Annotated in this window: 25 protein-coding genes, 1 pseudogene and 1 riboswitch; of the genes and pseudogenes, 12 read left to right on the forward strand and 14 right to left on the reverse strand. The window is 71.4% G+C overall.

Annotated features, from left to right (window positions below; genetic code table 11):
- Positions 1–10 precede the first annotated feature (10 nt).
- The 8 genes from ACFYZJ_RS07610 to ACFYZJ_RS07645 form a co-directional block, all read right to left on the reverse strand.
- Complete coding sequence (locus ACFYZJ_RS07610; protein WP_388563927.1) at positions 11–1,252, reverse strand: LLM class flavin-dependent oxidoreductase; 1,242 nt, start codon at positions 1,250–1,252, stop codon at positions 11–13.
- Positions 1,253–1,330: 78 nt separating this feature from the next.
- Entirely contained in the window at positions 1,331–1,486 is a 156-nt protein-coding gene (locus ACFYZJ_RS07615) for a putative leader peptide (protein ID WP_388563929.1), read from the reverse strand.
- Positions 1,464–1,967 carry a hypothetical protein gene (locus tag ACFYZJ_RS07620; RefSeq protein ID WP_388563931.1) on the reverse strand — a complete coding sequence of 168 codons (504 nt, stop codon included), beginning with the start codon at positions 1,965–1,967 and terminating at the stop codon, positions 1,464–1,466. Before ACFYZJ_RS07620 ends, ACFYZJ_RS07615 begins: the two co-directional genes overlap by 23 nt.
- 41 nt (positions 1,968–2,008) lie before the next feature.
- Positions 2,009–3,034: an ABC transporter substrate-binding protein gene (locus ACFYZJ_RS07625; RefSeq protein ID WP_388563933.1), complete on the reverse strand. Its 1,026-nt coding sequence runs from the start codon at positions 3,032–3,034 to the stop codon at positions 2,009–2,011.
- Positions 3,035–3,111: 77 nt separating this feature from the next.
- The gene (locus ACFYZJ_RS07630; protein ID WP_388563934.1) at positions 3,112–3,897 is read right to left on the reverse strand and encodes an amino acid ABC transporter ATP-binding protein; all 786 of its coding nucleotides are present in this window, start codon (positions 3,895–3,897) and stop codon (positions 3,112–3,114) included.
- Positions 3,894–4,874, reverse strand: coding sequence for an amino acid ABC transporter permease (locus ACFYZJ_RS07635; RefSeq protein ID WP_388563936.1), 981 nt, complete (start codon positions 4,872–4,874; stop codon positions 3,894–3,896). Before ACFYZJ_RS07635 ends, ACFYZJ_RS07630 begins: the two co-directional genes overlap by 4 nt.
- Positions 4,875–5,204: 330 nt before the next feature.
- Positions 5,205–5,314: riboswitch (SAM riboswitch) on the reverse strand.
- Positions 5,315–5,401: 87 nt separating this feature from the next.
- Positions 5,402–6,286, reverse strand: coding sequence for a glutathione S-transferase C-terminal domain-containing protein (locus ACFYZJ_RS07640; protein WP_388563938.1), 885 nt, complete (start codon positions 6,284–6,286; stop codon positions 5,402–5,404).
- A 113-nt stretch (positions 6,287–6,399) separates the two neighbouring features.
- Positions 6,400–6,522 carry a hypothetical protein gene (locus ACFYZJ_RS07645; RefSeq protein WP_388563940.1) on the reverse strand — a complete coding sequence of 41 codons (123 nt, stop codon included), beginning with the start codon at positions 6,520–6,522 and terminating at the stop codon, positions 6,400–6,402.
- A 243-nt stretch (positions 6,523–6,765) separates the two neighbouring features.
- On the opposite strand from ACFYZJ_RS07645, the gene ACFYZJ_RS07650 reads away from it, so the two are divergent.
- Positions 6,766–7,572: a hypothetical protein gene (locus ACFYZJ_RS07650; RefSeq protein ID WP_388563942.1), complete on the forward strand. Its 807-nt coding sequence runs from the start codon at positions 6,766–6,768 to the stop codon at positions 7,570–7,572.
- A gap of 63 nt (positions 7,573–7,635) precedes the next feature.
- Here the strand turns inward: ACFYZJ_RS07650 and ACFYZJ_RS07655 are convergent, their stop codons facing one another.
- The 3 genes from ACFYZJ_RS07655 to ACFYZJ_RS07665 all read right to left on the reverse strand — a co-directional run bounded on the left by ACFYZJ_RS07655 (position 7,636) and on the right by ACFYZJ_RS07665 (position 10,549).
- Entirely contained in the window at positions 7,636–8,733 is a 1,098-nt protein-coding gene (locus ACFYZJ_RS07655; RefSeq protein WP_388563944.1) for an ABC transporter substrate-binding protein, read from the reverse strand.
- A 65-nt stretch (positions 8,734–8,798) separates the two neighbouring features.
- Complete coding sequence (locus ACFYZJ_RS07660; protein ID WP_388563946.1) at positions 8,799–9,677, reverse strand: ABC transporter permease; 879 nt, start codon at positions 9,675–9,677, stop codon at positions 8,799–8,801.
- Positions 9,674–10,549 (reverse strand): ABC transporter ATP-binding protein, encoded by an 876-nt coding sequence (locus tag ACFYZJ_RS07665; protein WP_388563948.1) that lies wholly within the window; start codon positions 10,547–10,549, stop codon positions 9,674–9,676. The genes ACFYZJ_RS07660 and ACFYZJ_RS07665 overlap by 4 nt, the downstream gene beginning before the upstream one ends.
- Positions 10,550–10,834: 285 nt before the next feature.
- Between ACFYZJ_RS07665 and ACFYZJ_RS07670 the strand changes: the two genes are divergently transcribed.
- The 3 genes from ACFYZJ_RS07670 (at position 10,835) to ACFYZJ_RS07680 (ending at position 13,867) form a co-directional block, all read left to right on the forward strand.
- Positions 10,835–12,496, forward strand: coding sequence for an ATP-binding protein (locus ACFYZJ_RS07670; RefSeq protein ID WP_388563949.1), 1,662 nt, complete (start codon positions 10,835–10,837; stop codon positions 12,494–12,496).
- Entirely contained in the window at positions 12,496–13,185 is a 690-nt protein-coding gene (locus ACFYZJ_RS07675) for a response regulator (RefSeq protein WP_388563951.1), read from the forward strand. Before ACFYZJ_RS07670 ends, ACFYZJ_RS07675 begins: the two co-directional genes overlap by 1 nt.
- 145 nt (positions 13,186–13,330) lie before the next feature.
- The gene (locus tag ACFYZJ_RS07680; RefSeq protein WP_388563952.1) at positions 13,331–13,867 is read left to right on the forward strand and encodes an NUDIX hydrolase family protein; all 537 of its coding nucleotides are present in this window, start codon (positions 13,331–13,333) and stop codon (positions 13,865–13,867) included.
- A 341-nt stretch (positions 13,868–14,208) separates the two neighbouring features.
- Here the strand turns inward: ACFYZJ_RS07680 and ACFYZJ_RS07685 are convergent.
- The 3 genes and pseudogenes from ACFYZJ_RS07685 to ACFYZJ_RS07695 all read right to left on the reverse strand — a co-directional run bounded on the left by ACFYZJ_RS07685 (position 14,209) and on the right by ACFYZJ_RS07695 (position 16,974).
- Positions 14,209–15,235, reverse strand: a pseudogene (locus ACFYZJ_RS07685) (aldo/keto reductase).
- A gap of 70 nt (positions 15,236–15,305) precedes the next feature.
- Entirely contained in the window at positions 15,306–16,025 is a 720-nt protein-coding gene (locus tag ACFYZJ_RS07690; protein ID WP_388563954.1) for a helix-turn-helix transcriptional regulator, read from the reverse strand.
- A 10-nt stretch (positions 16,026–16,035) separates the two neighbouring features.
- A complete protein-coding gene (locus tag ACFYZJ_RS07695; protein WP_388563955.1) occupies positions 16,036–16,974 on the reverse strand; it encodes an alpha/beta hydrolase in 939 nt (312 codons plus the stop codon).
- Between the two features lie 161 nt (positions 16,975–17,135).
- Between ACFYZJ_RS07695 and ACFYZJ_RS07700 the strand changes: the two genes are divergently transcribed.
- The 8 genes from ACFYZJ_RS07700 to ACFYZJ_RS07735 all read left to right on the forward strand — a co-directional run bounded on the left by ACFYZJ_RS07700 (position 17,136) and on the right by ACFYZJ_RS07735 (position 25,900).
- Complete coding sequence (locus tag ACFYZJ_RS07700; protein WP_388563957.1) at positions 17,136–18,287, forward strand: NAD(P)/FAD-dependent oxidoreductase; 1,152 nt, start codon at positions 17,136–17,138, stop codon at positions 18,285–18,287.
- On the forward strand, positions 18,284–18,583 hold the full coding sequence (locus tag ACFYZJ_RS07705) for a (2Fe-2S)-binding protein (protein WP_388563959.1): 300 nt from the start codon (positions 18,284–18,286) through the stop codon (positions 18,581–18,583). The genes ACFYZJ_RS07700 and ACFYZJ_RS07705 overlap by 4 nt, the downstream gene beginning before the upstream one ends.
- Entirely contained in the window at positions 18,573–19,979 is a 1,407-nt protein-coding gene (locus ACFYZJ_RS07710) for an FAD-dependent oxidoreductase (RefSeq protein ID WP_388563961.1), read from the forward strand. Before ACFYZJ_RS07705 ends, ACFYZJ_RS07710 begins: the two co-directional genes overlap by 11 nt.
- 33 nt (positions 19,980–20,012) lie before the next feature.
- A complete protein-coding gene (locus ACFYZJ_RS07715; protein ID WP_388563963.1) occupies positions 20,013–20,909 on the forward strand; it encodes a dihydrodipicolinate synthase family protein in 897 nt (298 codons plus the stop codon).
- Positions 20,910–20,922: 13 nt separating this feature from the next.
- Complete coding sequence (locus ACFYZJ_RS07720; protein WP_388563965.1) at positions 20,923–21,924, forward strand: proline racemase family protein; 1,002 nt, start codon at positions 20,923–20,925, stop codon at positions 21,922–21,924.
- Positions 21,925–22,115: 191 nt separating this feature from the next.
- Positions 22,116–22,868, forward strand: a complete 753-nt coding sequence (locus ACFYZJ_RS07725) for a GntR family transcriptional regulator (RefSeq protein WP_388563967.1) — start codon at positions 22,116–22,118, stop codon at positions 22,866–22,868.
- Positions 22,869–23,152: 284 nt separating this feature from the next.
- A complete protein-coding gene (locus ACFYZJ_RS07730) occupies positions 23,153–24,556 on the forward strand; it encodes a glutamine synthetase family protein (RefSeq protein WP_388563969.1) in 1,404 nt (467 codons plus the stop codon).
- A 132-nt stretch (positions 24,557–24,688) separates the two neighbouring features.
- Positions 24,689–25,900: an amidohydrolase family protein gene (locus ACFYZJ_RS07735; RefSeq protein WP_388563971.1), complete on the forward strand. Its 1,212-nt coding sequence runs from the start codon at positions 24,689–24,691 to the stop codon at positions 25,898–25,900.
- Positions 25,901–26,121 lie beyond the last annotated feature (221 nt).

The following is a 26,121-nucleotide window of genomic DNA, read 5'->3' on the forward strand; positions in this document are numbered from 1 at the left end:
TCCCTCCGGCTCAGGCGATGGGGGTCCCCCCGGGCTCGAGCGAAGCCGAGAGCCTGGGGGAGTATCGGTTGGCGGGGCGGGCGAAGCCGAGCAGCCCGCGCAGGGTGTCGGCCTCGTAGGCGCTCCGGAAGGCGCCCCGGCGCTGGAGTTCGGGCACGAGACCTCGCGTGATCCGCGGCAGGTCGTGGCCGAGGACGGCGGGCCGCAGCCGGAAGCCGGTGAGGCCGGCCGACTGGAACTCCTGCAGGAGGTCGGCGAGTTGGGCGGGGGTGCCGGTGAAGATGCGGGCGTCGCTGGTGTACGGGTACCCGGCGAGGGTGTCGAGGCGCTCGCGGCGGGCGGCGGCCTCGCCGGGATCGTCGTCGAGGAAGACCACCAGGTCACCGAAGACGTGCAGCGGCTCCTCCGCCCGCCCGGCGGCGCTCTGCTCGGCGCGGATCTCGGCGACGACGCCTCGGGCCTGGTCGGCGTCGTGGGGGGTGACGAAGCCGATGTCGGCCTGGCGGGCCACCAGACGGTAGGGGACGGTCTGGTGGGCGAGAGCGGTGACGACCGGCTGGCCCTGGGGCGGTCGGGGTGTGATGGAGGGGCCCTTGACGTCGAAGTACTTGCCCTGGAAGTCGATGTAGTGCAGCTTGTCCCGGTCGATGAAGCGGCCGGTGGCGGCGTCCCGGATCTCCGCGTCGTCCTCCCAGCTGTCCCACAGGCGCCGCACGACCTCGACGTAGTCGGCGGCCTCGTCGAAGAGGCCGGTCAGCAACTCCTGTGTGTCCGGGCTGTCGTAGGCCTCGATGCGGGGGATCGTACGGCGGCCGAAGTGCGCGGCCTCGTTCGGGCGGGCGGTGATCTGCACGCGTACGCCCGCGCGGCCCGTGCTGACGTAGTCGAGGGTGGCGATCGCCTTGGAGAGGTGGAACGGCTCGGTGTGGGTGACGATCGCGGTCGGCACCAGGCCTATGTGCCGCGTCAGCGGAGCGACGCGCGAGGCGATCAGGACGGCGTCGAGGCGTCCGCGGACCTGGTCGGTGCGCTCGTCCGGGTCGAGGAAGTGCGAGGACTGGGGGCCGAGCCCGTCCTCGATGGTCACGAAGTCGAGCAGACCGCCTTCGGCCTCGGTGACCAGGTCGGCCCAGTACGGGGCCGTGAACAGGTCCCGGGGCCGGGCCACTGGCTCGCGCCAGGAGGCGGGATGCCAACCGGTGCCGTCCAGGGCGACGGCGAGGTGCAGAAGGGAAGGGGAAGTCGAGGACACGAGTGGGTGCCTTCCTGAAGGTCGGTGTGAGGACGCCGGCCACGCGCACGGGCGGGCGTGACGGAGGGGGCAACCGGGTCAGGAGCAACAGAGCGCGGCGGCCACGCGCAGCAGATCGATGTGGGGCCGGGAGTGGAGGCGGACGACACTCGGTACACGTGTCACGTCCGTCACCTCCGTCCGTGGGACTGCGCCGTGCACATCTCCTCCTTCACAACGCCCTGCCCGCGTCATCTGTTCCTGCCGGGGCGGACCCGGAGGATCGTCGTGCGGCGGCGCAGGGTGAAGCCGCGGTACGGGCCAGGAACGGTCCCGGTCTGGTCCGGGAGACCAGGTAGAGCATCTCGGGGACGTCGTGATGGCCCGGGCCGTACGGCCTCGGGGCCTCCTCGGCGCGTGGTGAGGTGTCGACGAGTTGGACGCCGTGCCCGCCGCCGACGGTCTCCCAGCCGTCGGGGACGGCGTCGACTCCCTTGAGGCGTACGGGGTGTCCGGGGCCGAGCAGCCGGCGCGGGTCGGCCCAGGCGCGCTGGTCGTCCGGATCGGCGAGGGCGGCGAAGGCGTGGACGTCCGCGGGATGGCGGGCGGCGTCTCCGACGCGCTCGGCCGAGTCGGCGTGCGGGCCGGCCAGGGCGGCCCACACGGGGTTGTCGAGGAGGCGCGTGGCCGGCGCGTCCAGGCCTCCGCCACCGCGGACCGCGGTCTCGAGTGCCACGGTGGCGGGCTCCCTTCGGTGTGTCGGGGTGCGGCGGGTGATCAGGAGTTGTCGAGCGGCAGCCCGGGCGGGTTGACCTCGGACTTGGCGACGGCTTCGTTGGACAGGTTCCAGGCGGCGAGCCACTTGGCGTACTGGCCGCTCTCGATCAGGTGGTTGATGGCGTCGGCGAGCGGCTTCGCGAGTCCGCTGTCCTTCTTCGCGGTCGCCGCGATCAGGCCCTGCAGGGACTCGCCGGCACCGGAGAACTCGCCCGCGTTGCGGGTCGCCTGGGGCGTGTTCGCGACCTGCCGGATGTGGTAGGCGATACCGGGGTTGGGGCCGAAGTACGCGTCGATCTTGCCGCTGGACAGCGCCAGATAGGTGCCGTTGCGGTCCGGGTAGTACTTGACGGTGAGCTTCTTGCCCTCCTTGGCCAGCTTGGCCTTCCACTCCAGGAGCAGCTTCTCCTGGTTGGTGCCGGAGCCGACGGAGACGGTCCTGCCGGCGAGGTTCTCGTAGTTGCCGCCGAAGTTCCAGGTGCTCTTCTTCGGCACCTCGAAGGCCAGGTTGTCCTGCCGGTAGGAGGCGAACTCGTACTTCTTCTTGCGTTCCTCGGTGTCGGTGACGTTGGAGAAGGCCACGTCGACCTTGCCGCTGTCGATGCCGACGAACAGGTTCTCCCAGGTGAAGTTCTTCAGCTCGGGCTTGAGGCCGAGGACCGCGGCCACCAGGCGGCCGAAGTCGGGCTCGGCGCCGGTGAGGGTCTTCTGGTCGCTGCCCACGTACGCCAGCGGCGCGAAGCCGGAGGGCAGGGCGCCCACGCCGATCTCCAGCTTGCCGCTCTTGCGGATGGCCGCGGGCAGTTCGGCGTTCAGGGACTTCACCTCGGACACCTTCAGGGCTGTCTGCGTGGCGGCGCCGTTGGAGAGCTGCCCCACGGTGACCGTGCCGGAGGATGCGCTGTCGGTGGTGGTGGCGGCGTCGCTCTTGCCCCCGCACGCGGCGAGTCCGGCGGCGAGGGAGGCGACGGCGGTGCCTGCGGTGAGGCCGCGCAGGAGTCGGGTGCGAAGACTGAGGGTGGGCATGGCTGTCCTTGTCCGGTGAGCGGTGGAGGTGTTGGGGCGTGGGGGGAGGCTGTGGAGCGGAAGCGGAACCGGCGGGTTCAGAGCACCTTGCTCAGGAAGTCCCGGGTCCGCTCGTGCCGCGGGTTGTCCAGGACCTCGGCGGGCGGCCCCTGTTCGATGATCCGGCCGTCGTCCATGAAGACCACCCGGTCGGCGCATTCACGGGCGAAGCCGATCTCGTGGGTGACGATGACCAGCGTGGTGCCGCCGCCGGCCAGGTCCTTGATGACGGCCAGCACCTCGCCGACGAGTTCTGGGTCGAGGGCGGAGGTGGGTTCGTCGAAGAGGATCACGCCGGGCCGCAGGGCGAGCGCGCGGGCGATGGCCACGCGCTGCTGCTGGCCGCCGGACAGCTGCCGCGGGTAGGCGTCGGCCTTGTCGGCGAGCCCGACCCTGCCGAGCAGTTGGAGGGCCAGGTCCCGGGCTTGGGCTTTGGTCAGCTTGCCGGTCGCCACCGGCGCCGCGGTGACGTTCTCCAGCGCGGTCAGGTGCGGGAAGAGGTTGAAGTTCTGGAACACAAAGCCGATGCGGCTGCGCTGGCCCAGGATGACCCGCTCGCTCAGCTCCTTGAGGTGGTCGCCGTGGCGGCGTACGCCGACGGGTTCGCCCCCCACGCTGACATAGCCGCGGTCGGGCTTCTCCAGGTGGTTGATCACCCGCAGCAGGGTGGACTTGCCGGAGCCGGACGGGCCGAGGACCACGGTCACCTCCCCCGGCCGTACGGTCAACTCCACGCCATGCAGCACCTGGTGCGCACCGAACGCCTTGTGGACGTCGTGCACCTGGATGGCGGCGGGGCGGGTCTGGAGCGTCTCGGTGGTCATATGGCGGCCTCCCTGCGCGCACGGGCCCGCAGATCGGCGAGACCGGTGCGGAGCTTCTGCAACGGGGTCGGCGGCAACGCGCGGGTGGCGCCGCGGGCGTAGTACCGCTCGACGTAGAACTGGACGACGGACACGAGGCTCGTCAGGATCAGGTACCAGACGGTGACCACCAGCAGCAGCGGCACGATGTCGCCGGGGTAGGTGCTGCCCATGGTCTGCGCGGAGCCGAACAGGTCCAGCAACGACACGTAGAACACCAGCGAGGTGCTCTTGACCAGGCCGATCAGCTGGTTGACGTAGTTCGGGGTGATGGACCTGAGGGCCTGCGGAAAGACGATCCGCCGGAACTGGTGGCCCTTGGGCAGACCGAGCGCGGCGGCCGCTTCGTGCTGGCCCTGGTCGACGGAGAGGATGCCGCCGCGGACCACCTCCGCCGCGTAGGCCGCCTCGTTGAGGCTCAGTCCGACGACGGCGACGACCATGTCGGTGGCGAGCCGGGACTCGTCGAAGCTGAAGAAGGCGGGGCCGAAGGGCACACCGACGCTCAGCGTCTTGTACAGGGCGCTGAAGTTGTAGAGGAAGATCAGCACCACGATCAGCGGTATGGAGCGCAGCGCCCACACATACGTCCAGCTGACCGCGCGCAGGACCGGGCTCCTCGACAGCCGGGCCAGTGCGAGCACGATTCCGCCGAGCAGGCCCAACACCGCGCTGAGGGCGGTGACTTCGAGAGTGATGAGCAGTCCGTCGAGGATGGTGGGGCGCAGGAACCAGTAGGCGAAGCGGTCCCACTGGTAGAACGGGTTGGACACCAGTCCGTGGACGAACTGGGCCACGAGGACCAGCACGATCGCCGTGGCGATCCAGCGGCCCGGCCTGCGCAGGGGCAGTACCCGCTGGGCGGTCGCGGGTGGGGACGGGGTGTCGGCGGACGGCGCCGCTGCGAGGGACACGGCGGCGCCGGAGGACTCGGGCATGGCAGGCTCCAGCTGGGGAGGGCACCCCGGATGCGCGTACGACGACACCGGCGCAACGGCAGGAGCCGCCGGCGTGACGAGGGGTGGAAAGCGCACGGGACCGGGGACTGGACGGAACGCGGGCACACCACGGCGGCGGTGCGCCTCAGGGATTCAGAAGGCCGTCAGTCGTGACAGCGGGCAGAGCCCGGGGTGGTACACAGTGCGCTGTTGACGCGGAGCAGGTCGACGGAACGGTTCGCGCAGAGCAGGACGCAGCCGCGGAGCCGCGAAGCGGCCGTCCTCGAAGCTGCGTCCATCGCCGTCACCGTCACTCTTCCGGCCCGTGGGGCCTCGCGCTTACCGAAACGTCATCCGGTCGGGTCGTCACCTGGGGCACCCCACCGCGGTGCGAGGGTTGCCGGTCAGCGAGCCAGGGCTTGACGCTGACGCTCATGACCTCTTGGCCCGTAAGTGAATACGGGCGCCGGAGGCGATGTCAACGCCCGTCCACCAGGTGATACATGGACGGAGATGCCCTTCGCCCATCAACCCGACTCGGCGCCGGTCCTGTTGGGCATGTGCGCGGCCCAGTCCAGGATCTGCACCGCCGCGCCGGCGGCCTCCAGTCCCCGGCAGTGCGCGTGGTGCCGCCGGGCGATGCCCTCGAGGTCGAGGTGTCCACCGAAGGCGGGGTGGGAGGTCAGCCGACGGGCGTACGCCCACAGGTGCGGGTGGCCGGCGACGCGGTGCACCGCGGCGGCGTCCAGGTGCCAGCGGTGCACGGTGTCGAGCTGCACCAGGCTGACCCACACCTCCACGTCCGCGGCGGTCAGCCGGTCGCCGAGCAGGTGGTCCTGCCGGGCGAGCCGTCCCTCCAGTGACCGCAGGGTGCACAGCAGCGAGGTGAGCGCGGCGTCCCGTTCCTCCGGATCCGCGTCGACGCATCCGGCACGCTGGGCGGCCGCGTCGATGCCCTGCTCGCACAGCCGCTGGACGCCCTCGATCTCGACGTCCGCCCCTTGCGGATACAGCGCGGGGCGGTCCGTGCCGAAGTGCCGCGCCAGGTCGCGCATGATGTCCGGGGCGTGGGTGCTGACGATCCGGCCCGACCAGTCGTCGCTGAGCACGGGCGCCAGGGCGGCTCCCGGGTAGCGATGTGCGCTGGCCTCGTACAGCGGACGCAGCGCGGAGTACTCGCCGCCGGGTCCGTCGGGCACCGCGGGCAGCAGCGTGACGGGGCAGACGTCGTCGAGGCCGAGCAGGCTGTGTGTGATGGCTATCCGCAGACAGTGCGGACAGGCCGGGGACAGGTGGAGACGGTAGCGGCGCGGTACGGCGTAGTGGCCGCTGCGCGGGTCACAGCCGATCCGGCCGCGGAAGGCGGGCAGTTGCTGTGCGGACGGGAGTGCGGTCAGGGCATGGGCGGACATGTCTCTCCCGGGGGTTCTGGGACGCGGGGGTGTGGGGGTGGTGGCCCACGGGCAGGCGCGCTCCACGACGCGAACGGCGCGGGGTGGCGGGGGCGCGGCGTGGCCCCGCCGGTTCAGCGCCGGCGGCTGCTCGCGCTGCAGACGCGCAGCAGATCGATGTGACGGCGGGAGGTCAGCAGCAGGGACTGCCGGCGCGTGCGGTGAACACGGCTGACGACCGGCTCCAGGCGCCCCATGTTTCCCTACCTGTTCACTAGGAAATCTCCCTTGGAGTGTCGATCCGGCTCCGGCCCGCGTCAAGGGGGAGGTCCGCAGTGTGAGAGGGTGGCTGCCGAGGGGCGAGACTCACGGGTTCCCCTCCTCGTGTTCAGGTCGCTTTCAGCTTCCGGGGCCGCTGTGGCAACTCATGCACATCAAGCCCCAAAGCAATGGCAAAGGCCCCTGGGAAAGCGGCAGATGGCCATGTCATCGTGCGTGTCATGAGCACTGAGCACGTCCTTGATGACCGACCCGACGCCCACACCCACGCCCGGATACGCGGGATGGCGAACAAGGTGCCGGAAGTGACCGTCTACTTCTGGATCATCAAGGTTCTGACGACCGGAATGGGCGAGACCGCCTCCGACTACCTGGGCCATCTGCTCGGCCCGATCCCCGCGGTCGGTCTCGGCACCCTCGCCTTCCTCGGGTCCCTGGTCCTGCAGTTCGCGGTCCGCCGGTACGTGGCCTGGATCTACTGGACGGCCATCGTCATGGTCAGCGTGTTCGGCACGATGGCCGCCGACGTTCTGCACGTGGGCCTCCACGTGCCCTACACGCTCTCCACGCCGCTGTTCCTGGCGGCGCTGGCCGCCGTCTTCGCCCTGTGGTACGCGAGCGAGCGGACCCTGTCCATCCACAGCATCTCCACCCGGCGCCGCGAGGCGTTCTACTGGGCTGCCGTGCTCGCCACGTTCGCGCTCGGCACGGCCGCGGGCGACCTGAGCGCGACGATCGGCCTCGGCTACCTGGGGTCCGTCGCTCTGTACGCCGTCGCCATCTCTGTGCCGGCGGTCGCCCACCGCGGGGGTCTGCTCGGCCCGGTGGTCGCGTTCTGGTCCGCGTACGTCATCACCCGCCCACTCGGTGCGTCGATCGCCGACTGGATGGCCCTGCCCCACAGGCGCGGCGGGCTGGACTGGGGTCTGGGCCCGGTCACCCTGTCGTGGACGGTCGCGATCCTCGGATTCGTGGCCTACCTGGCGGTCTCGCGACGCGACGTCGGGAGCGACTCGGCCGCAGTCTGACATGGCACCGCCCCGCCTGCCGCTGGTGCGGTCAGGCGGGGCGACGTCGTGTCGGTGGCAGGCTCAGCCGTCCGCCCCCGCGGGGGTCGTGGTGGTCTTGAATCCCTCGGTCTTGTTGGCCTGGATGGCGAAGTCGTTGGTGAACGTCTTGCCGAGGTCCACCGAACCCTTCACGTTGCCGACCAACTTCTCCGTCGCGAGTGAGGTCTTCGGACCGCCGGCCGGCATGATGCCGTCCGGGAGGAACTGACCCTTGTCCTCGGTCAGGGCCGAGATGTAGTCGGCTTTGGTCACGAGCTGGTTCTGCACGAACGACTGAGGCAGCTTGTCGGCGATGTCGGCCGCGCTGTGCGTGTTGATCCAATGCATGGTGGCCACGAGCGCGTCGACGACCTTCTGCACGGTGGCCTTGTTCTGGTTCACCCAGTCGGTGCGGGCGAGCATACTGGCCGCGGGGAAGGCACCGCCCATCGCCGCCGTGGCACCCTGCGTGGTGGCCAGGTCGATCGCGGAGGCACCGACGCCCTTCTTCTCGATCGCGGCCACCGTCGGCTGTGTCGTCATCACACAGTCCACCTTGCCGTTCTGCAGCGCGGCGATGGCGGTGGAGCCGGCGCCGACCCCGATCCGGTGGAAGTCGCTGGTCTTGACGCCCTTCTTGGCGGCCAGGAACTGGGTGAGGGTGTCGGTGCCCGACCCCAGGTCGGTGACGCCGAGGGTCTTGCCCTTGAAGTCGGCGGCCGAGGTGACGCCCGACTTCTTGGTGCACATCTCACGCTCGCCCGGCGCGCCGGAGAGCTGGACCACGTCCTCGACCGCCTTGCCCTTGGCCTGGAACTCGATCGTGTGGTTGTACCAGGCGCCGGCCATGTCCACCTGGCCCGAGGCCATGGCGTCCTCGGCGCCGACGCCGCCGTCCTGCTCGGTGCTCAGCTCCACATTGACGCCGTACTTCTTGTAGAAACCGAGGTTCTGGGCGAGTTGGTAGGGCAGGTAGATCTGCTTGTCGATGCCGCCGACCATGAGCTTCACCGTGGGCACGCCGCCGGAGCTGCCGACGCTCTGGGAGCCGCTGTGGGAGCCGCTGGAACAGGCGGTGGCCGTGCCGAGGGCGAGGACGGTGAGGAGGGAGGCGGCGACGGTGGCGGATCGTCTTGACATGGCTGGCCACATTCCTTTTCTGGGGTGGGACAGGGGAACAGCGGAGGGGATGGGGAGGAACGGAGTCAGAGGGCGTTCGACGCCTCGGACGGGGACGGGGGGCGCCAGGACAGCAGCCGGTGCTCGAGCTTGCTGATCAGCCACTCGGCACCGAGCACGATGACCGAGATGACGAGCATCGTCGCGAACACGCCGTCGGGGTCGAAGTTGTTCTGGGCGGTCTTGATGACCAGGCCGAGGCCGCTCTGTGCGCCCAGCACCTCGCCGACCAGCGCGCCGACGATGGCGAAGCCGAAGGCGCTGTGCAGGCTGGCGATGATCCAGGTGAGCGCCGACGGCACGATGACGTGGCGGATGATCTGCATCTGCGAGGCGCCGAGCACCTTGGCGTTGGCGAGGATGTTGCGGTCGACCTCGCGGACGCCCTGGAAGGCGTTGAAGAAGACGATGAAGAACACCAGCACCGCGGCCAGCAGGATCTTCGGGGTCACGCCGATACCGAAGGCGACGATGAAGATCGAGCCGAGGACGATCCGCGGGATCGCGTTGACCATCTTGATGTAGGGGCCGAGCACATCGGAGAGGAAGCGGCTCTGGCCCAGCGCCACGCCGAAGATCACTCCGGTGACGGATCCCAGGGCGAAGCCGACGAGCGCCTCCTGGATCGTCGTCCATATGTTCGAGTAGAAGGACCCGAACTCGGTGCCGTTCTGGAAGAGGTCGACCAGCCGCTTGGCGATGCCGGACGGCTGCCCGAAGAAGAACGGGTCGACGATCCCCCAGGTGGTGAACGCCTGCCAGCCGCCGATGACGACGACCGCGAGGCCGATGCGGCCCGCCCACACCAGTGCGACGCGGCGTCGTGCGGCGCTTCTGGCGGCGGCAGCGGCCGATACCTGGCCGCCGCTGACCGGAGCGGCGGGAGCGGTGGACGTCGTGGTCATGCCTTACCTCCTGCGGTGCGTGCGTAGGCGCGCTCCACCTCCTCGCGCAGCGTGTCCCATATCTGGTGCTGCAGTTCGATGAAGCGGGGCTCGAAGCGGATCTCCTGGACCGAGCCGCGCGGGCGGGGCAGGTCGATGTCGAAGACCGCCTTGACCGATCCGGGGCTCGACGTCATGACGACGACGCGGTCGGCGAGTGCCACGGCCTCGTCGAGGTCGTGGGTGATGAAGACGACGGACGGCCGGATCTGCTCCCACAGGGCCAGCAGCTCGGTCGACATGATCGCCTTGGTCTGCACGTCGAGGGCGCCGAACGGCTCGTCCATGATCAGGATCTTGGGTTCGTTGATCAGGGCCGCGGCCATCGCCACGCGCTTGCGCATACCGCCGGAGAGCTGGTGGGGATAGCGGTCCTCGAACCCCGAGAGGCCGACCCGGCGCAGCCAGTCACGAGCCTGCTCATGTGCCCGCTGCTTGGGCACGCCCCGGAAGACCGGGCCCATCAGCACGTTGCCGAGCACGGTCTTCCAGGGCAGCAGGGCGTCGGCCTGGAACATGAAGCTGACGCCGTCGGTGATGCCGTCCACCTCACGGCCGCCCACCTTGACCGAGCCCTCGCTGGGCCGGTCGAGCCCCGACACCATGCTCAACGTGGTCGACTTGCCGCAGCCGGTGGGGCCGACCACCGCGCAGAACTGGCCCGGCTCCACGGTGAACGACACGTCTTGCAGCGCCGTGAACACCTCACCGGCAGGGGTCAGGAATCGCTTGGTGAGCCCGGAGATCTCGATGCGCGCATCCTCACGCGCTGCTGCGCCTGCGGTCGCCGTACCGGTGATCGGGCTCTTCGCGACATCGTTTCGCGAAGCCATGGGGGGCCGTCTCCTTCCACGCCTCGAGGGGCGAGCTCCGCACCTCGTCGGGTCGAGTTCCGCACCTCGTCGGGAGCGGGTGAAGGCAGACGCTAGGGGCCACCCGGTGTTACGTCGCTGTTTCACAGGTATCCCGCGATAGCCGCGTAACCCGGAGTTCTGCTCGTTCTGCTCAGTGAAACGGGGCTGGGCAGGATTCCGGCCATCAGGCACAATCGCGCCACGCGGGTGCGGCGCAGGGGCCGGGCCCGGCACGACGTACGACAGGGGCAAGAGGCACCGGTGATGCCCATCCGTACCTGGATCACCCGCGGCGGCAGGGGGAAGCTCTCCGCCCGGATCCTCGCCAACCAGCTGTTCATCCTCGGTCTCACCGGCGCGATCGGCTTCGTGCTGTTCGCGTTCGCACAGCGGAGCGAGCTCGACCGTTCCTACGAACAGCGCGCGCTGGCCATCGCGCGGACCACGGCCGCGGAGCCGCAGATCCGGCAAGCCCTCGAGTACGGCCCCGACGACGGCGTGGTGCAGAGCGTCGCCGACCGGATCCGGAAGGCTTCGGGGGCGTCGTACGTGGTGGTGCTCGACCTGCGCGGCGTCCGCCACTCGCACCCCATGCCGCAGCTGATCGGCGAACCGGTGAACGAGCCGATCGAGGTGCTGGACGGCCGTCCGCGCGTCGGCAGCGACCAGGGCGCCACCGGGCGGTCGGCCAATGCCAAGGCTCCCCTGTACGGGCCGTCGGGCAAGCTGGTCGGCGAGGTGTCGGCGGGACTGCCGGAGCGGTACGTGCTCGGCGAGCTGTGGCGTGAGCTGCCCACCTTCGGCCTGTACGCCGCGATCGCCACCGCGCTCGGCTCCGCGGCCGCGTATCTGCTGGCACGGCGGCTGAAGCGGACCACCTTCGGTCTGGAACTGGAGGAGATCGCCGGACTGTTCCAGGACCGCGAGGCGATGCTGCACGGCATCCGGGAGGGCGTGGTCGCCTTCGACCCCGACGGCAGGGTCACCGTGGTGAACGACGAGGCCCGGCGGCTGCTCGGGCTCGGCACCGCGCTCGGCAGCACCCTGGAGGAGATGCTGCCCGACGGCCGGCTGCGCCGCGCCCTGGACGGCACCCTGACCGGCACGGACGTCAGCGTCCTGACCGACGAGCACTGCCTGGTCGTCAACCGCATGCCGGTCACGCTGCGCGGCCGTGAGCTCGGCGCCGTGGTCACCGTGCGCGACCGCACCGAGCTGATCGGACTGCTGCGCGAGCTGGACTCCGTGCGCGGGCTCACCGACGCGCTGCGGGCCCAGCAGCACGAGTTCACCAACCGGATGCACACCCTGGCCGGGCTGCTGGACATCGGCGACCACGACGCGGCCTACGAGTTCGCCGTCGGGTCAGCCGGCGCCGGGCAGGCACTGACCGAGTCGGTGCGCAGACGGATCGGGAACTCGCTGATGGTCGGGCTGATCGTGGCGAAGACCACGGTCGCCGCCGAGCGCGGGGTGCGGATCGTGCTCGACGACGACTCCGCGCTCGGCCAGGACCCGCCACATCTGCGCCGGTTGCTGACGATCGTGGGCAATCTGCTGGACAACGCGGTCGACGCCGCGGCGGACGGACCGCCCCCGCCGGGCGGCCGCGAGGTGTGCCTGACCCTCATCGAGGGCCCCGACCAGATGACCGTGCGGGTGGCGGACACCGGGCCGGGGGTCCCGCCGGGCGCCGTCGAGGCCATCTTCGAGGACGGCTGGTCGACCCGGCCGGAGCGGGGCACCGCCCGGCGCGGCCTGGGGCTCGCCCTGGTGCACCGGCTGGTGCAGCGGCACGGCGGCACGGTCTCGGTCAGCGAGGGCCCGGGCGCGGTCTTCACCGTCGTCCTGCCGCTGCCGGACACGGCACCCGCGCCACAGGGCGCACTGTTCACGACGGCGTTGCCGGTGGGAGGCGACCGCTGATGATCCGAACCCTGGTCGTGGACGACGACTTCCGGGTGAGCCACATCCACTGCGAGTACGTGAGCCGGGTCCAGGGCTTCGAGGTGGTCGGCGAGGCGGCGACCGTGGCCGAGGCCCTGGAGGCGGTGCGCACCCTGCACCCGGACCTGCTGCTGCTCGACATCTTCCTACCGGACGGCAGCGGGCTCGATGTGCTGCGCCGGCTCACCGGCGACGAGGGCGGCTCCCGGCCGGACGCGTTCATGATCACGGCGGACCGGGACATCGAGTCGGTCCGCACCGCCATGAAACTGGGCGCCGTGGGATACCTCGTCAAGCCCTTCGGCTCCCCCGACCTCGCCGGGCGGCTGACCGCCTATCGCGAGCTCCAGCACCGCGTGCACGCGCTGGGACCGGCCGCCGAGACCGACCAGGCCGACGTGGACGCCCTGTTCAGCGCCACCCGGCCGCCCGCCGTACCGCGGGTGCCGGCCAAGGGGCACTCCGCGCCCACACTGACCCTCGTCCACCAGGCGCTGCGCTCCGCCCACGGTCCCGTGTCGGCGGCCGAGGCGGCCGAACTCACCGGGGTCTCCCGGGCGACGGCGCAGCGGTACCTGTCCTACCTCGTCAAGGAGGGCATGGTCCGGCTGGAACTCCGGTACGGGGCGACGGGGCGGCCGGAGCACCTGTACCGCATCGTCACCTGACGGTCGCCCTGCCGTCACCGACCTGATTTCGCCCGTCCGGGAAAGCGGGCCGAGCGGACGGCCGAGGACGTGCCGTGGGTGTGACTTGCGTCTGACCTGGTGAGACACGCGGCCGATGCCGGGGTGTTGACCTTACGATCGGGCAATGCCTGACACGACCGAAACCACGCCCGGCTGGCTGACTCCCGACGAGCTCGAGCTGGCGCGAGCCCGCATGCCGATCCTGTACGTGGAAGCCGTGCCCGTGCGCGTCGACGACAGCGGTGAAGTGACCAGCATCGGACTGTTGCTGCGGATAGGGCCCGACGGGACCGTCAGCCGCACCCTCGTCTCGGGGCGGGTGCTGCACCACGAACGGGTCCGGGACGCCCTCCTGCGCCACCTGGAGAAGGACCTCGGACCGGTGGCGCTGCCCCGCGTCCCGCCCTCCCTGCAGCCCTTCACCGTCGCCGAGTACTTCCCGACACTGGGGATCACCCCGTTCCACGACCCCCGCCAGCACGCGGTCGCCCTCGCCTACATCGTCCCGGTGGCCGGCGACTGCCGTCCCCGCCAGGACGCGCTGGACCTGGAGTGGTTCAGCCCCCAGGAGGCCGCCTCGGCCGTGGTCCAGAACGAGATGCCCGGCGGCCAGGGCGTCCTGCTCAAGCAGGCCCTGGCGCACATCGGATGTCTGTCCTGAGGACTGCCTGCCGCGAGGACTGTCGGTGCTGAGGACTGTCGGTGCTGAGGACTGTCGGTGCTGAGGACTGTCGGTGCTGAGAACTGTCGGTGCTGAGAACTGTCGGTGCTGAGAACTGTCGGTCCTGAGAACTGTCGGTCCTGAGAACTGTCGGTCCTGAGAACTGTCGGTCCTGAGAACTGTCGGTCCTGAGAACTGTCGGTCCTGAGGACTGTCGGTCCTGAGGACTGCCTGCCGCGAGGACTGTCGGTCCTGATGACCGTCGGTCCTGAGCGACGCGCCGTCGGCCGTGCGCCCCTGTGGTGCCGGGCCGGCGGCCGCGTCATCGGTGGTGTCGCGTCTCAGTGCGCCGCGTCCAGCCGCGCCCGCTGCTCCGCCGTCAGTTCGAGGTCCACCGCCGCCAGGCTCTCCTCCAGCTGCGCCACCGACGAGGCCCCGACCAGGGGAATCACCGGCACGTCACCGCCGATCTGCCAGGCCGGCACCACCTGGTTGACGCTCGCCCCGGTCTCCCGCGCCACCTCCCGCAGCACCGCGAGCCGCGCCGGGGTGCCCGGGTGGTCGAAGTCCCGGGACAGCGGGACGTCCCGGCGTGCGCAGGCGCCCTTCAGCAGCGGTGAGTACGCGACCAGGGTCAGGCCCGGCTCGGCGCGCAGATAGCTGATCAGTTCCGCCGTGGTGACGCTGAGGCTGCCGTCCGGGAAGAAGGCGTCCGGCACGTCGGTGCGCGGGCGCAGATAGCTGTGCTGATACTGCAGCACCTCGTAGCCGGGCAGCCCGGCCGCGGCCGCGAGGGCGCGGGCGCGCTCCACCCGCCAGATAGCGTGGTTGCTCACGCCGAGCAGACCGACCGTGCCCTCCGTCACCAGTTCGGCGAACCCCTCGACGGTTTCGCGCAGCGGTGCCCCCGTGCGGTCCTCGATGTGCGCGTACAGCAGGTCGAGCCGGTCCACGCCGAGGCTCCCCCACGCTCGGCTACGCTCGCGCGGGCGGTACCCCCATCCGGCTGCGCTCGGCGGACTCCCGGATCACCTTCGCCGACGGGCCCTCGGGGTTGTCGACGTAGGTCGTTCCGGGGGCCAGCGGGCGGGCGCCGAGCTTGGTGGCGATCACGATCTCGTCGCCGATGCCGCGGCTGCGGCGCCGGCGGCCGAGCAGTTCCTCGCTCTGCCCGCCCTGGCCCCCGTCGATCCAGTAGGCGTAGTTGTCGGACGTGTCGATGAAGTTCCCGCCGGCCTCGACGTAACGGTCGAGGACGGCGAAGGAGGTCTTCTCGTCCGTCCGGGAGCCGAACAGCATCGCGCCGAGCGCGAGGGCGCTCACCCGGCGGCGTGTCTGCGGGTCCGTGCCGATCGTCCGGTACTTCACGGTGCGCCTCCCGTCGCGGCCCGCGGGTGCGGGTTCGATCGGGAGTCTTCAGCTTGAAGTGCGCTTGAAGTCAAGCGAATCGAGTGAGTGGAGCCAGCGTGGTGGGCGGCGCCGCACCGGCTGCGGCCGAGTCACGCAGGAGTTCGGTCAGGTCGTGGGGCTGTGCCTGCTCCGTGGTGGGAGCCGCTGCTGTGATGCGGTCCAGCCGGAAGCCCCGGCCGGCCTGTCGGGTGCGGCACCAGGCGATGAGGTACCACCGGCCGTCGGCGGCGAGCAGTCCGGCCGGTTCCACCACGCGGTTGGTTTGGCGTCCTGCTGCGTCGACGTAGGACAGCCGCAGCACCGTCCTGGTGGTGAGAGCCTGTTCCACCGCGCTGCGGACCGTGGGGTCGGACGGCGAGGGCAGCGTGACGATCCGTGCGGCGAGTTCCTGTGCCGCCGCCGAGGCGGGGTCCGTCATCGAGGCCGCGATCTTCTGAGCAGCCGTGCGGGCCGCGTCGGCGTACGGGGCGGAGGAGTCGGCCGCGGCGAGGGCGACGGCCAGTGCCGAGGCTTCGTCGGCGGTGAAGTGGATCGGGGGCAGGGTCATCTGCGGGTCGATCGTCCAGCCCCCGCCTCGCCCGGGTGCGCTGCGCACCGGGACACCGGTCTCCATCAGCGCCTGGAGGTCGCGCTGCACGGTGCGCGTACTCACCTCGAACCGCGCGGCGAGCGCCGCGACCGTCAGCGGCCGCGGTGCCGTCGCGCGCAATTCTTCCACCAGTGCGTAGAGCCGGGCAGTGCGGTTCATTCCGGCGACGCTACCGTCCCGCGGTGGACAGGAAGTCCCGCTCGCGCCGCAGTTCCCGCTCGGTGACGGTCAGCGGGAACAGGGTGAAGCCGTGCATGGCGCCGGCGACGACCCCGAGCCGCACAGGCGCGCCTGCCGCCTGCCACCGCGCGGCCAGGAACAGCGAGTCGTCCAGCAGCGGATCCTCGGTGCCGACGACGATCCGGGCGGGTGGCAGACCGGCAAGGTCGGCGAACAGCGGTGAGACCTCCGGGTCACGGCGTTGTTCCGCGCTCATGCCGGGTGTGAACAGCTCATAGGTGCGCCGCAGCGTCACGGTGTTGCTCAGCAGTCGCTTTCCTCCGAAGGATCGCTGGCTCGGTGTCATCGACAGGTCGTAGGGGCCGAACAGCAGGTGTGCGGCCCGGAACGCACCGGTGATGCCGTGCCGGTCGCGCAGGCGTAGCAATGTCACGACGCTCAGGTGGGCACCGGCCGATTCACCCCCGATCAGCAGCCGTTCGGTGCCGAACTCGGCTGCGGCGTGGTCCACCAGCCACCGGGCGGCCGCTTCGCAGTCGTCGGGTCCGGCGGGGAACGGGTGTTCCGGCGCGAGGCGGTATTCCACGCTGACCACGGCCAGCCGCGCCTGCTCGGCGAGCCGCCACAGCCTTTCGTCCTGGCCGTCCGCGGGGCCGAATGCCCAACCGCCGCCGTGTATGTGCAGATACACCCCGTCGACGTGGTCGGGCACGAACGTCCGGACCCGCACTCCGTCGGCAATGACGCGGTCATCGCCCTGCGGCAGTCGCACCGGCGGCGTGTCGCCACCGAGCCGGTTGCGTCGAAGGGTGGCCAGCGCGGTTGCGTCCGGCGTCTCTTCGCGCGCCGGCCGGCTCTCGGCAGTGGCCTCGAATTCCTTGCTGAAGGCCAGGGTCTCGGCGAGGCAGTCCTCATCGGTGATCGTCATGCGGTCGACCATGGCAGCCGTCCGCGACAACGCCCTGTCACCGTTTCCGGGAGAGCTGGATCACACTTCTGTCGCACTGCTCCCCGTGCCACCGTCCAGCCCGCGGCGGCGCTCGTCGCACATCTGGTCCGGGAACGGAACCATGTGACATAGTACTGACCATGAGTCAGCGACTGACCTGCGATGTCGTGGTCGTGGGCGCCGGGATGGTGGGCGCCGCCTGTGCGCTGTACGCCGCCCGCGAGGGCATGGACGTCGTCCTCGCGGATCGCGGCCCCGTGGCCGGCGGCACGACCGGCGCCGGCGAGGGCAATGTGCTCGTCTCCGACAAGCACCCGGGGCCCGAGCTCGAACTCGCCCTGCATTCGGTGAGGTTGTGGACGCGGCTGGCCGAGGAGCTGGGACCGGAGATCGAGTACGAGGCCAAGGGCGGTGTGGTGGTCGCCGCGTCCCCCGAAGCGCTCACCGCCCTGGAAGACCTCGCGGCCGGTCAACGGGCCGCCGGGGTCGAGGCCGAGGAGATCGCCGCCGACCGGCTCCACGACCTGGAGCCGCACCTGGCCCCCGGCCTCGCGGGCGGCGTGCTGTATCCGCAGGACGGCCAGGTGATGCCGACACTGGCCGCCGCGCATCTCGTACGGGCGTCCGGCGCCCGCCTGCTGACCGGGCGGACCGTGAGGGAGGTGCTGCGCACACCACAGGGGGCCGTGCGCGGCGTGCGCACGGCCGACGGTGACGTCCTCGCCCCGGCCGTCGTCAACACCGCCGGTACCTGGGGCGGGGAGTTCGCCGCGCTGGCGGGAGTGCACCTGCCGGTCCTCCCTCGCCGCGGTTTCGTGCTCGTCACCGAGCCGTTGCCGCGCCGGGTGCGGCACAAGGTGTACGCCGCCGACTATGTCGCGGACGTGGCCAGCGACTCCGCGGCCCTGCAGACCTCCCCGGTCGTCGAGAGCACGGCCGCGGGACCCGTCCTGATCGGGGCGAGCCGCGAACGGGTCGGCTTCGACCGGTCGTTCTCCCTGCCGGTCGTACGGGCGCTGGCGGCGGGGGCGACCCGGCTCTTCCCGTTCCTGGAGCGGGTACGGGCGATGCGGACCTATCTCGGCTTCCGGCCGTACCTGCCGGACCATCTGCCGGCGATCGGCCCGGATCCCCGGGTGCCGGGGCTGCTGCACGCCTGCGGTCACGAGGGGGCCGGGATCGGACTCGCCACCGGGACCGGGCAGTCGATCGCGCGGGTGCTGAGCGGGAAGGCCCCCGAGCTGGACCTGACGCCGTTCCGGCCGGAGCGCTTCGAGCGGGAGGCCGGGTGAATCCGCTGGAATTGGCCGGAGCCCGGCCGGGGCCCGGCTTCACGGTGACCTTCGACGGCCGTGAGATCGAGGCGCTGCCCGGTCAGACGGTCGCGGCGGCGCTCTGGGCGGCGGGCATCACCTCCTGGCGCACCACCCGGCGCGAGGGCCGTCCACGCGGTGTCTTCTGCGGGATCGGTGTGTGCTTCGACTGCCTGGTGACCGTGAACGACCGGCCGAACCAGCGCGCTTGTCTGGTGCCGGTGCGGCCGGGCGATGTGATCCGTACGCAGGAGGGGACCGGGCATGCGGACTGACCTGGCGGTGATCGGTGCGGGCCCGGCGGGGCTCGCCGCGGCGCTCGCGGCGGCGGCGCGCGGTGTAGGCGTCACGCTCGTCGACGCGGCCCCCGAGGCGGGCGGCCAGTTCTACCGGCAGCCCGCCGCCGCGCTCGGGGCGCGGCGCGCGCGGGCCCTGCACCACCAGTGGCGGACCTGGCTGCGGCTGCGCGAAGGACTCGACGGGCACCTCGCGGCCGGACGTGTCAGCCACCTGGCGGATCACCATGTGTGGTGGGTGGAAAGGGAGTCCGGGGGGTTTGTCGTGCACGCCCTGCTCGGGCCGGAGCAGGAGCGGCCGGTCGCCGTACGGGCCCGCGCCGTACTGCTGGCGACCGGCGGCTACGAGCGGGTGCTGCCCTTCCCCGGCTGGACGCTGCCCGGGGTCGTCACCGCCGGTGGCGCCCAGGCCATGCTCAAGGGCGGACTCGTCGTACCGGGGCGCAGGGCGGTGGTGGCCGGGACGGGGCCGCTGCTGCTGCCGGTCGCGACCGGGCTCGCGGCGGCGGGGGTGACGGTCGCCGCGCTCGTGGAGTCGGCCGATCCGAGGGCCTTCGTACGGTGCGCCGGAACCCTGGCCGTCCAGCCCGGCACAGCGGTGGAGGCGGCGGCGTACGCGGCCGGGCTGCTGCGGCACCGGGTGCCGGTTCTCGCCCGGCACACCGTGGTCGAGGCGCGGGGCACCGACCGGCTGGAGGCGGTGACCGTCGCCGCGCTCGACGCAGGCGGACGGGTCCGGGCCGACACCGCGCGCCGTATCCCCTGCGACACCCTCGCCGTCGGGCACGGCATGCTCCCGCACACCGACCTCGCCGACACCCTCGGCTGCCGCATCGACGGGGCGAACGTCGCCGTCGACGACGAACAGCGCACCGACGTCCCGGGAGTCTGGGCGGCGGGCGAGGCCACCGGGATCGGTGGCGCGGCGCTCGCCCTCGCCGAGGGGCACATCGCCGGGCGGTCCGTCGCCGCGCGGCTCGCCGGAGCCGTGCCCGATCCACGGGAGTGGGAGCGCGTGGCTCGGAGCCGGGAAGCGCTGCGCGGGTTCTTCGCGGCGCTCGACCACGCGTATGCGTCGCCTGCCCGCTGGGCCGAGCAGGTCACCGACGACACCGTGGTCTGCCGTTGCGAGGAGGTGCGCGCCGGGACCGTACGGGAGGCCGTCGCGGAGTTGGGCGCCGGTGATCTGCGGACGGTGAAGCTGCTGACCCGGGCCGGGATGGGCTGGTGCCAGGGTCGGATGTGCGCGCCCGGGGTCGCCGGGATCGCCGGGTGCGCGGACACGGTGGCCCGGAGGCCGTTCGCGCGGCCGGTACCGCTCGGGGTGCTGGCCGGTGAGCCCGTGCAGGACCGCCGGCAAGAGGACCGCCAGTAACATGTCACACGTCATCGAGATGGGGTACCGCGTATGACCGTCCCGCAGCACCGCCCCTGGCGCGGCGTTCTCGTCGCCACCGCGCTTCCGCTCACCGAGGAACTCGCCGTCGACCACGCGAGGTTCGCCGACCACTGCGCCTGGCTGGTGGAGAGCGGCTGCGACGGTGTGGTACCCAACGGCTCGCTCGGCGAGTACCAGGTGCTCACCCCCGAGGAGCGGGCCAGGGTCGTGGAGACCGCCGTGTCCGCGATCGGCGGGGCCCGGGTGATGCCCGGCGTCTCCGCGTACGGTTCGGCGGAGGCCCGCCGCTGGGCCGAGCAGGCACGCGACGCGGGCTGCGCGTCGGTGATGCTCCTGCCGCCGAACGCCTACCGCGCCGACGAGCGGTCGGTGCTGGCCCACTACGAGGAGGTGGCGAAGGCCGGGTTGCCGGTGGTGGCGTACAACAACCCCGTCGACACCAAGGTCGACCTCGTCCCGGAACTCCTCGCCAAGCTGCACGGCGAGGGATTCGTCCACGGGGTCAAGGAGTTCTCCGGCGATCCCCGTCGCGCCTACCGCCTCGCCGAACTCGCCCCGGATCTCGACCTGTTGATCGGCGCCGATGACGTGCTCCTGGAACTGGCGGTAGCCGGCGCCAAGGGCTGGGTGGCCGGTTACCCCAACGCCCTCCCGCACGCCTCGGTGCAGTTGTACCGTGCCGCGGTCGCGGGCGACCTGGACACCGCACTGCCGTTGTACCGGCAGTTGCACCCGCTGCTGCGGTGGGACTCCCGAGTGGAGTTCGTGCAGGCGATCAAGCTGTCGATGGACGTCGTCGGCCGGTACGGCGGTCCCGTACGCCCACCGCGCATGCCGCTGCCACCCGACCAGGAGGCCGCCGTCCGTGCCGCCACGGAGAAGGCCGTCGCGGCCGGGCTCGCGTGAGGGGGAGCGGGTCATGCGCAGCAAACTCGTCCTGCACGCCGTCGACTCCCACACCGAGGGCATGCCCACCCGGGTGATCACCGGCGGCATCGGCACCATCCCCGGCGCCACGATGAACGAGCGGCGCCTGTGGTTCCGTGAACACCGTGACGACGTCAAGCAGTTGCTGATGAACGAGCCGCGCGGGCACGCGGCGATGAGCGGCGCGATCCTCCAGCCGCCCACCCGTCCCGACTGTGACTGGGGTGTCGTCTACATCGAGGTCTCGGGCTATCTGCCGATGTGCGGGCACGGCACGATCGGGGTGGCGACCGTGCTGGTCGAGACGGGCATGGTGGAGGCGGTCGAGCCGGTGACCACCATCCGGCTGGACACCCCGGCGGGGCTCGTCGTCGCCGAGGTCGCGGTCGAAGGCGGCGCCGCGAAAGCGGTCACGCTCAGGAACGTGCCGTCGTTCTGCGTGGGCCTGGACCGCAAGGTAACCCTGCCCGACGGGCACACGGTGACCTACGACCTCGCGTACGGCGGCAACTTCTACGCGATCCTGCCGCTGGCGGAGTTCGGGCTGCCGTTCGACCGGGCCCGCAAGGACGACATCCTCGCCGCGGGGCTCGCGCTGATGGAGGCGATCAACGCCGAGGAGGAGCCCGTCCACCCCGAGGACCCGACGATCCACGGCTGCCACCACGTCCACCTGTACGCGCCGGGAGCCACCGCCCGGTTGTCCCGGCACGCGATGGTCATCCACCCGGGCTGGTTCGACCGCTCCCCGTGCGGTACGGGCACCAGCGCGCGCATGGCGCAGTTGCACGCGCGCCGCGAACTTCCCCTGCACACCGAGTTCGTGAACGAGTCCTTCATCGGGACGCGGTTCACCGGGCGCCTGCTCGGGACCACGGAGGTCGCCGGCCGCCCCGCGGTGCTGCCCAGCTTCACCGGGCGGGCGTGGGTGACCGGCACGGCACAGTACCTTCTGGACCCGGAGGACCCGTTCCCGGCGGGCTTCGTGTTGTAGTCGCGTCACGCGGGGCTGCCCCACACGGGAACGCGGTGCCCTGGAACACGGGAGCACTGGAACACGGGAGCACTGGAACACGGGAGCCCTGGAGCACAGGTGCTGCGCGCACTGGCAGACTGGGAGCGGTGCTGCGTGACATTGCACAGCCCCATTGCACAGCAGGACTGCTCAAGGAGACAGACAACACCATGGCCGCCCCGCGCCCCAGCGCGCCCTCCACCGCTCCCGCCCTGCCCACGCTCGGCGGCAAGAAGAGGAGCTACCGCGAGCGGGTGGCCGACGCCCTGCGGGCCGCGCTGGTCGCGGGTGAGCTGCGCCCCGGCGAGGTGTACTCCGCACCGACGCTCGCCGCCCGCTTCGGCGTCTCGGCGACCCCGGTGCGCGAGGCCATGCTCGACCTGGTCAAGGAGGGCCTGGTCGACACCGTCCCCAACAAGGGGTTCCGGGTCACCGAGGTCTCCGAGAAGCAGCTCGACGAGTACACCCACATCCGCTCCCTCATCGAGATCCCCACCACCGTCGCACTGGCCCGGACGGCCGACCGGGTCTCGCTGGAGGCCCTGCGCCCGGCCGCCCGGGAGATCGTCGCCGCCGCGGCGGCCGGGGATCTCATCGCCTACGTCGAGGCCGACACGCGCTTCCATCTCGGCCTGCTGGCCCTCGCCGGCAACGCGCACCTCGTCGAGGTGGTCGGTGACCTGCGCAAGCGGTCGCGCCTGTACGGGCTCACCGCGCTCGTCGAGGCCGGCCGGCTCCTCGCCTCCGCCCAGGAGCACCTGGAACTCCTCGACGCCCTGCTGGAACGGGACGAGGAAGGCGTACGGACGGTGATGACCCGTCACCTCGGGCACGTACGCGGCCTGTGGGCGGCCCATGGCGGAGACCAGGACCGAGCCCGGGACCGCCGCCAGGACCGGACCCGGGACCGCGACCGGGACTGACCACGTCCACACTGATCACGTCCGCGCGGCCCGGGTCGGCCCCCGCCGGCCGACCGGTATTCGTCGCGGAGGAACGGCGGCGGAACGCCGGCAGAGCAACACACGGGCCAATCGCGCGGGCGACCCGCGCCACATGGTCGTTGTGCGCCATCCTGGGCCGGGAACGCCGCCGCCACGACCCGGTGCGCGGACGCCGGGCCGCAACAGGCAACTCGCAACTCACCACCCGCTACCCGCCACCCGCCACCCGCAACTCGCAACTCGCAACTCGCCGAGGAGGACACATGACCACCCTTGCCGACCCCGTCCCCGGCGGGCGCCCAGGTGATGTCGAGCGGGCCACCGCGCTGGAGACGGAGCTGTCGGCGCGGGGCGTGCACGGCATCGTCCTGGCGTACGTCGACACGGCGGGCATCGGCCGGGTGAAGACCATCCCGACGGCCCGGCTCGCGTCGGCGACCGCCTGGGGGGTGGGCATGTCACCGGTGTTCGACACCTTCCTGGCGAACGACTCCATCGTCTCCACCGACGTGCTGGGCTCGCCGGACGGTGATCTTCGCCTGTATCCCGACCTGGACCACCTGGTGGTGCTGTCCGGACAGCCGGGCTGGGCCTGGGCTCCGGTCGACCGGATCACCCAGGAGGGTGAACGACATCCGGCGTGCAGCCGCAGCTTCCTGCGCCGTGTCGTCACGGACGCGGCCCGGGACCACGGCATCACGTTCAAGGCGGCCATCGAGGTGGAATGGGCCATCGGGCAGGCAGCCGCGCCAGGGGACGAGTTCGTCCCCGCGACCTCAGGTCCGGCCTACAGCGCCACCCGGCAGGTCGAACTCAGCGACTACACCGCCGAGTTGCTGGCCGCGTTCGCGGCGCAGGGCGTGGATGTCGACCAGATCCACCCCGAGTACGCGACCGGTCAGTTCGAGATCTCGGTCGGCGCGCTCGACCCGGTGGCCGCCGCCGACCGGAGTGTGCTGGTACGGCAGACCATCCGGGCCGTGTCCCAGCGCCATGGACTGAAGGTCTCCTTCTCCCCGGCGGTCCTGGCGGAAGGAGTCGGCAACGGCGGCCATGTCCATCTCTCCGCCTGGCGTGACGGGGCCAATCTGCACGCACACGGCGAGCGTCGCTACGGCATGACCGCCGAGGCGGAGTCGTTCGCCGCCGGTCTGCTCGCCCACTTGCCGGCCCTCACCGCGGTGACCGCCCCGAGCCCGGCGAGCCATCTGCGGCTCAAACCCTCGCAGTGGGCGGGGGTCTTCGCCGTGTGGGGCCATGAGACCCGCGAGTGCGCGGTGCGGGTCATCACCGGCACGGCGGGGATGCGTGGCCGGGCGGCGAACCTGGAGGTGAAGCCGGTCGACCTGGCCGCCAACCCGTACCTCGCGCTCGGTTGCCTCATCACCGCCGGGCTCGACGGCCTGGAGTCGGCCTCCCCGCTGCCCGAGGAGGTCACGGGCGACCCCGCACGGTTCACTGCCGAGGAGGCGCAGGCCCGGGGCGTGCGCCGGCTGCCGACGTCGCTGGCGGAGTCCGTCGGGAGGTTCCGTGAGGACGAACGGCTTCGCGCCGCACTGGGGCCGGTCCTGGCGGACGCGGTGATCGCCGTACGCCTCGGGGAGGTCGCCGCCGTGGCCGGGCTCGACGACGAGCTCGTGGCGGCGGCGTACCGGTGGAAGTACTGAGAAGTACTGGGAAGTACTCCAGAAGCTCGGAAGTACCGAGAAGTACCGATGACAGGTGCTGACAAGCGCTGACAAGCGCTGACCGAGGCAGGGCAGGGATGCCCACCGACCGCCCCAGGAGGCCGCCCAGCCGTGACCAGCTCACCACCGCCCGCCACCGGGCCGGTCCACGAGGCCCTCGCCGGTCTGCTCCTCGTGGATCACCACTGTCATGGTGTCCTCAGCGCCGATCCGACTTCTGAGGAGTTCCACTCGCTGATCACCGAAGGGGACGTGTGGCCCGGAAGCGGCATCTCGCCCTTCGACAGCCCCGTCGGCGTGGCCGTCCGACGCCACTGTGCGCCCCTGCTGGACCTGCCGCCGCACGCCCCCGTCACGGACTACCTGGCCCGGCGGGCCGAGTTGGGATGGCGCGAGGTGAACCGCAGGTTCATCGCCGCTGCGGGGACGGAGGTGTTCTGCGTGGACACCGGATTCACTCCGCACCGCCTCACGGCACCCGCCGAGCTCGCCGCCGCCACGGGTCGTCCGGCGGCGGCCGCGTACGAGGTCGTACGGCTGGAGGCCGTCGCCGAAGCCGTGGCAGCCGAGGGAGTGGAGCCGGACCAGTACGCCTCCGCGTTCGTCGCCGCCGCGCGGAACGCCGTCGACGAGCGGGGCGCGGTGGCGGTGAAGTCCGTCGCCGCCTACCGCACCGGATTCGACCTGGATCCCAGCCGGCCTTCGGACGGGGACGTCACCGAGGCGGCACGGCGCTGGCTGGCCCCGGCACGCACCGGCGGCAGCACCGCCGACGGAGCCGATGCGGACCACCAGGCCCCGCCCCGCCTGGACGACCCCGTGCTCGTACGGCATCTGCTGTGGACGGCGGTGGACCTCGGGCTGCCCCTGCAACTGCACACCGGCTTCGGGGACAACGACATCAGGATGCACCGGGTGGACCCCACCCATCTGACCGACTGGCTGCACCTCACCTCGGGCACGATCGCCGTGTTGCTTCTGCACTGCTGGCCCTACCAGCGTCAGGCCGCCTTCCTGGCCACGGTGTTCGAGCAGGTGTACCTCGACGTCGGGCTCACCCTGCACCACGTCGGCCCCGTCCGCGCCCGGGCGGTCCTGGAGGAGGCCCTCGAGATCACTCCGTTCCGCAAACTCCTGTACAGCTCCGACGCCTACGGGATCCCCGAGTTCTACCGGCTCGGCGCGCTGGCCTTCCGGCGGGGCCTGGGAGAGCTGCTCCAGGACCGGGTGGACGCCGACGAACTGAGCCTGCCCGACGCTCGGCGGATCGTCGCGTGGACGGGCCGCGACAACGCCTGCCGTGTGTACGGGCTGCCCCGGTGAGATGCCTTCGGTGTGGACTGGCCGACCGTGCCGGGCCCCGGGCTTGATTCGTCCGCGTACCACTGCCAGGCTCCAAGCCCGGGCCGGTTGTGGATCTCGGTGGCCGTGTGGCTTAGCCTGCGGTTTCTTCGACCACCTCAGGCCCGGACGAATCAGACCGACAGCGACCAGCGAGTGACCGTGACGACCGACAACAATCAGTGGGCTCCGCGTACCGCGGG

It is taken from the genome of Streptomyces sp. NPDC001848 (genome assembly GCF_042891915.1).
GTDB lineage: Bacteria > Actinomycetota > Actinomycetes > Streptomycetales > Streptomycetaceae > Streptomyces.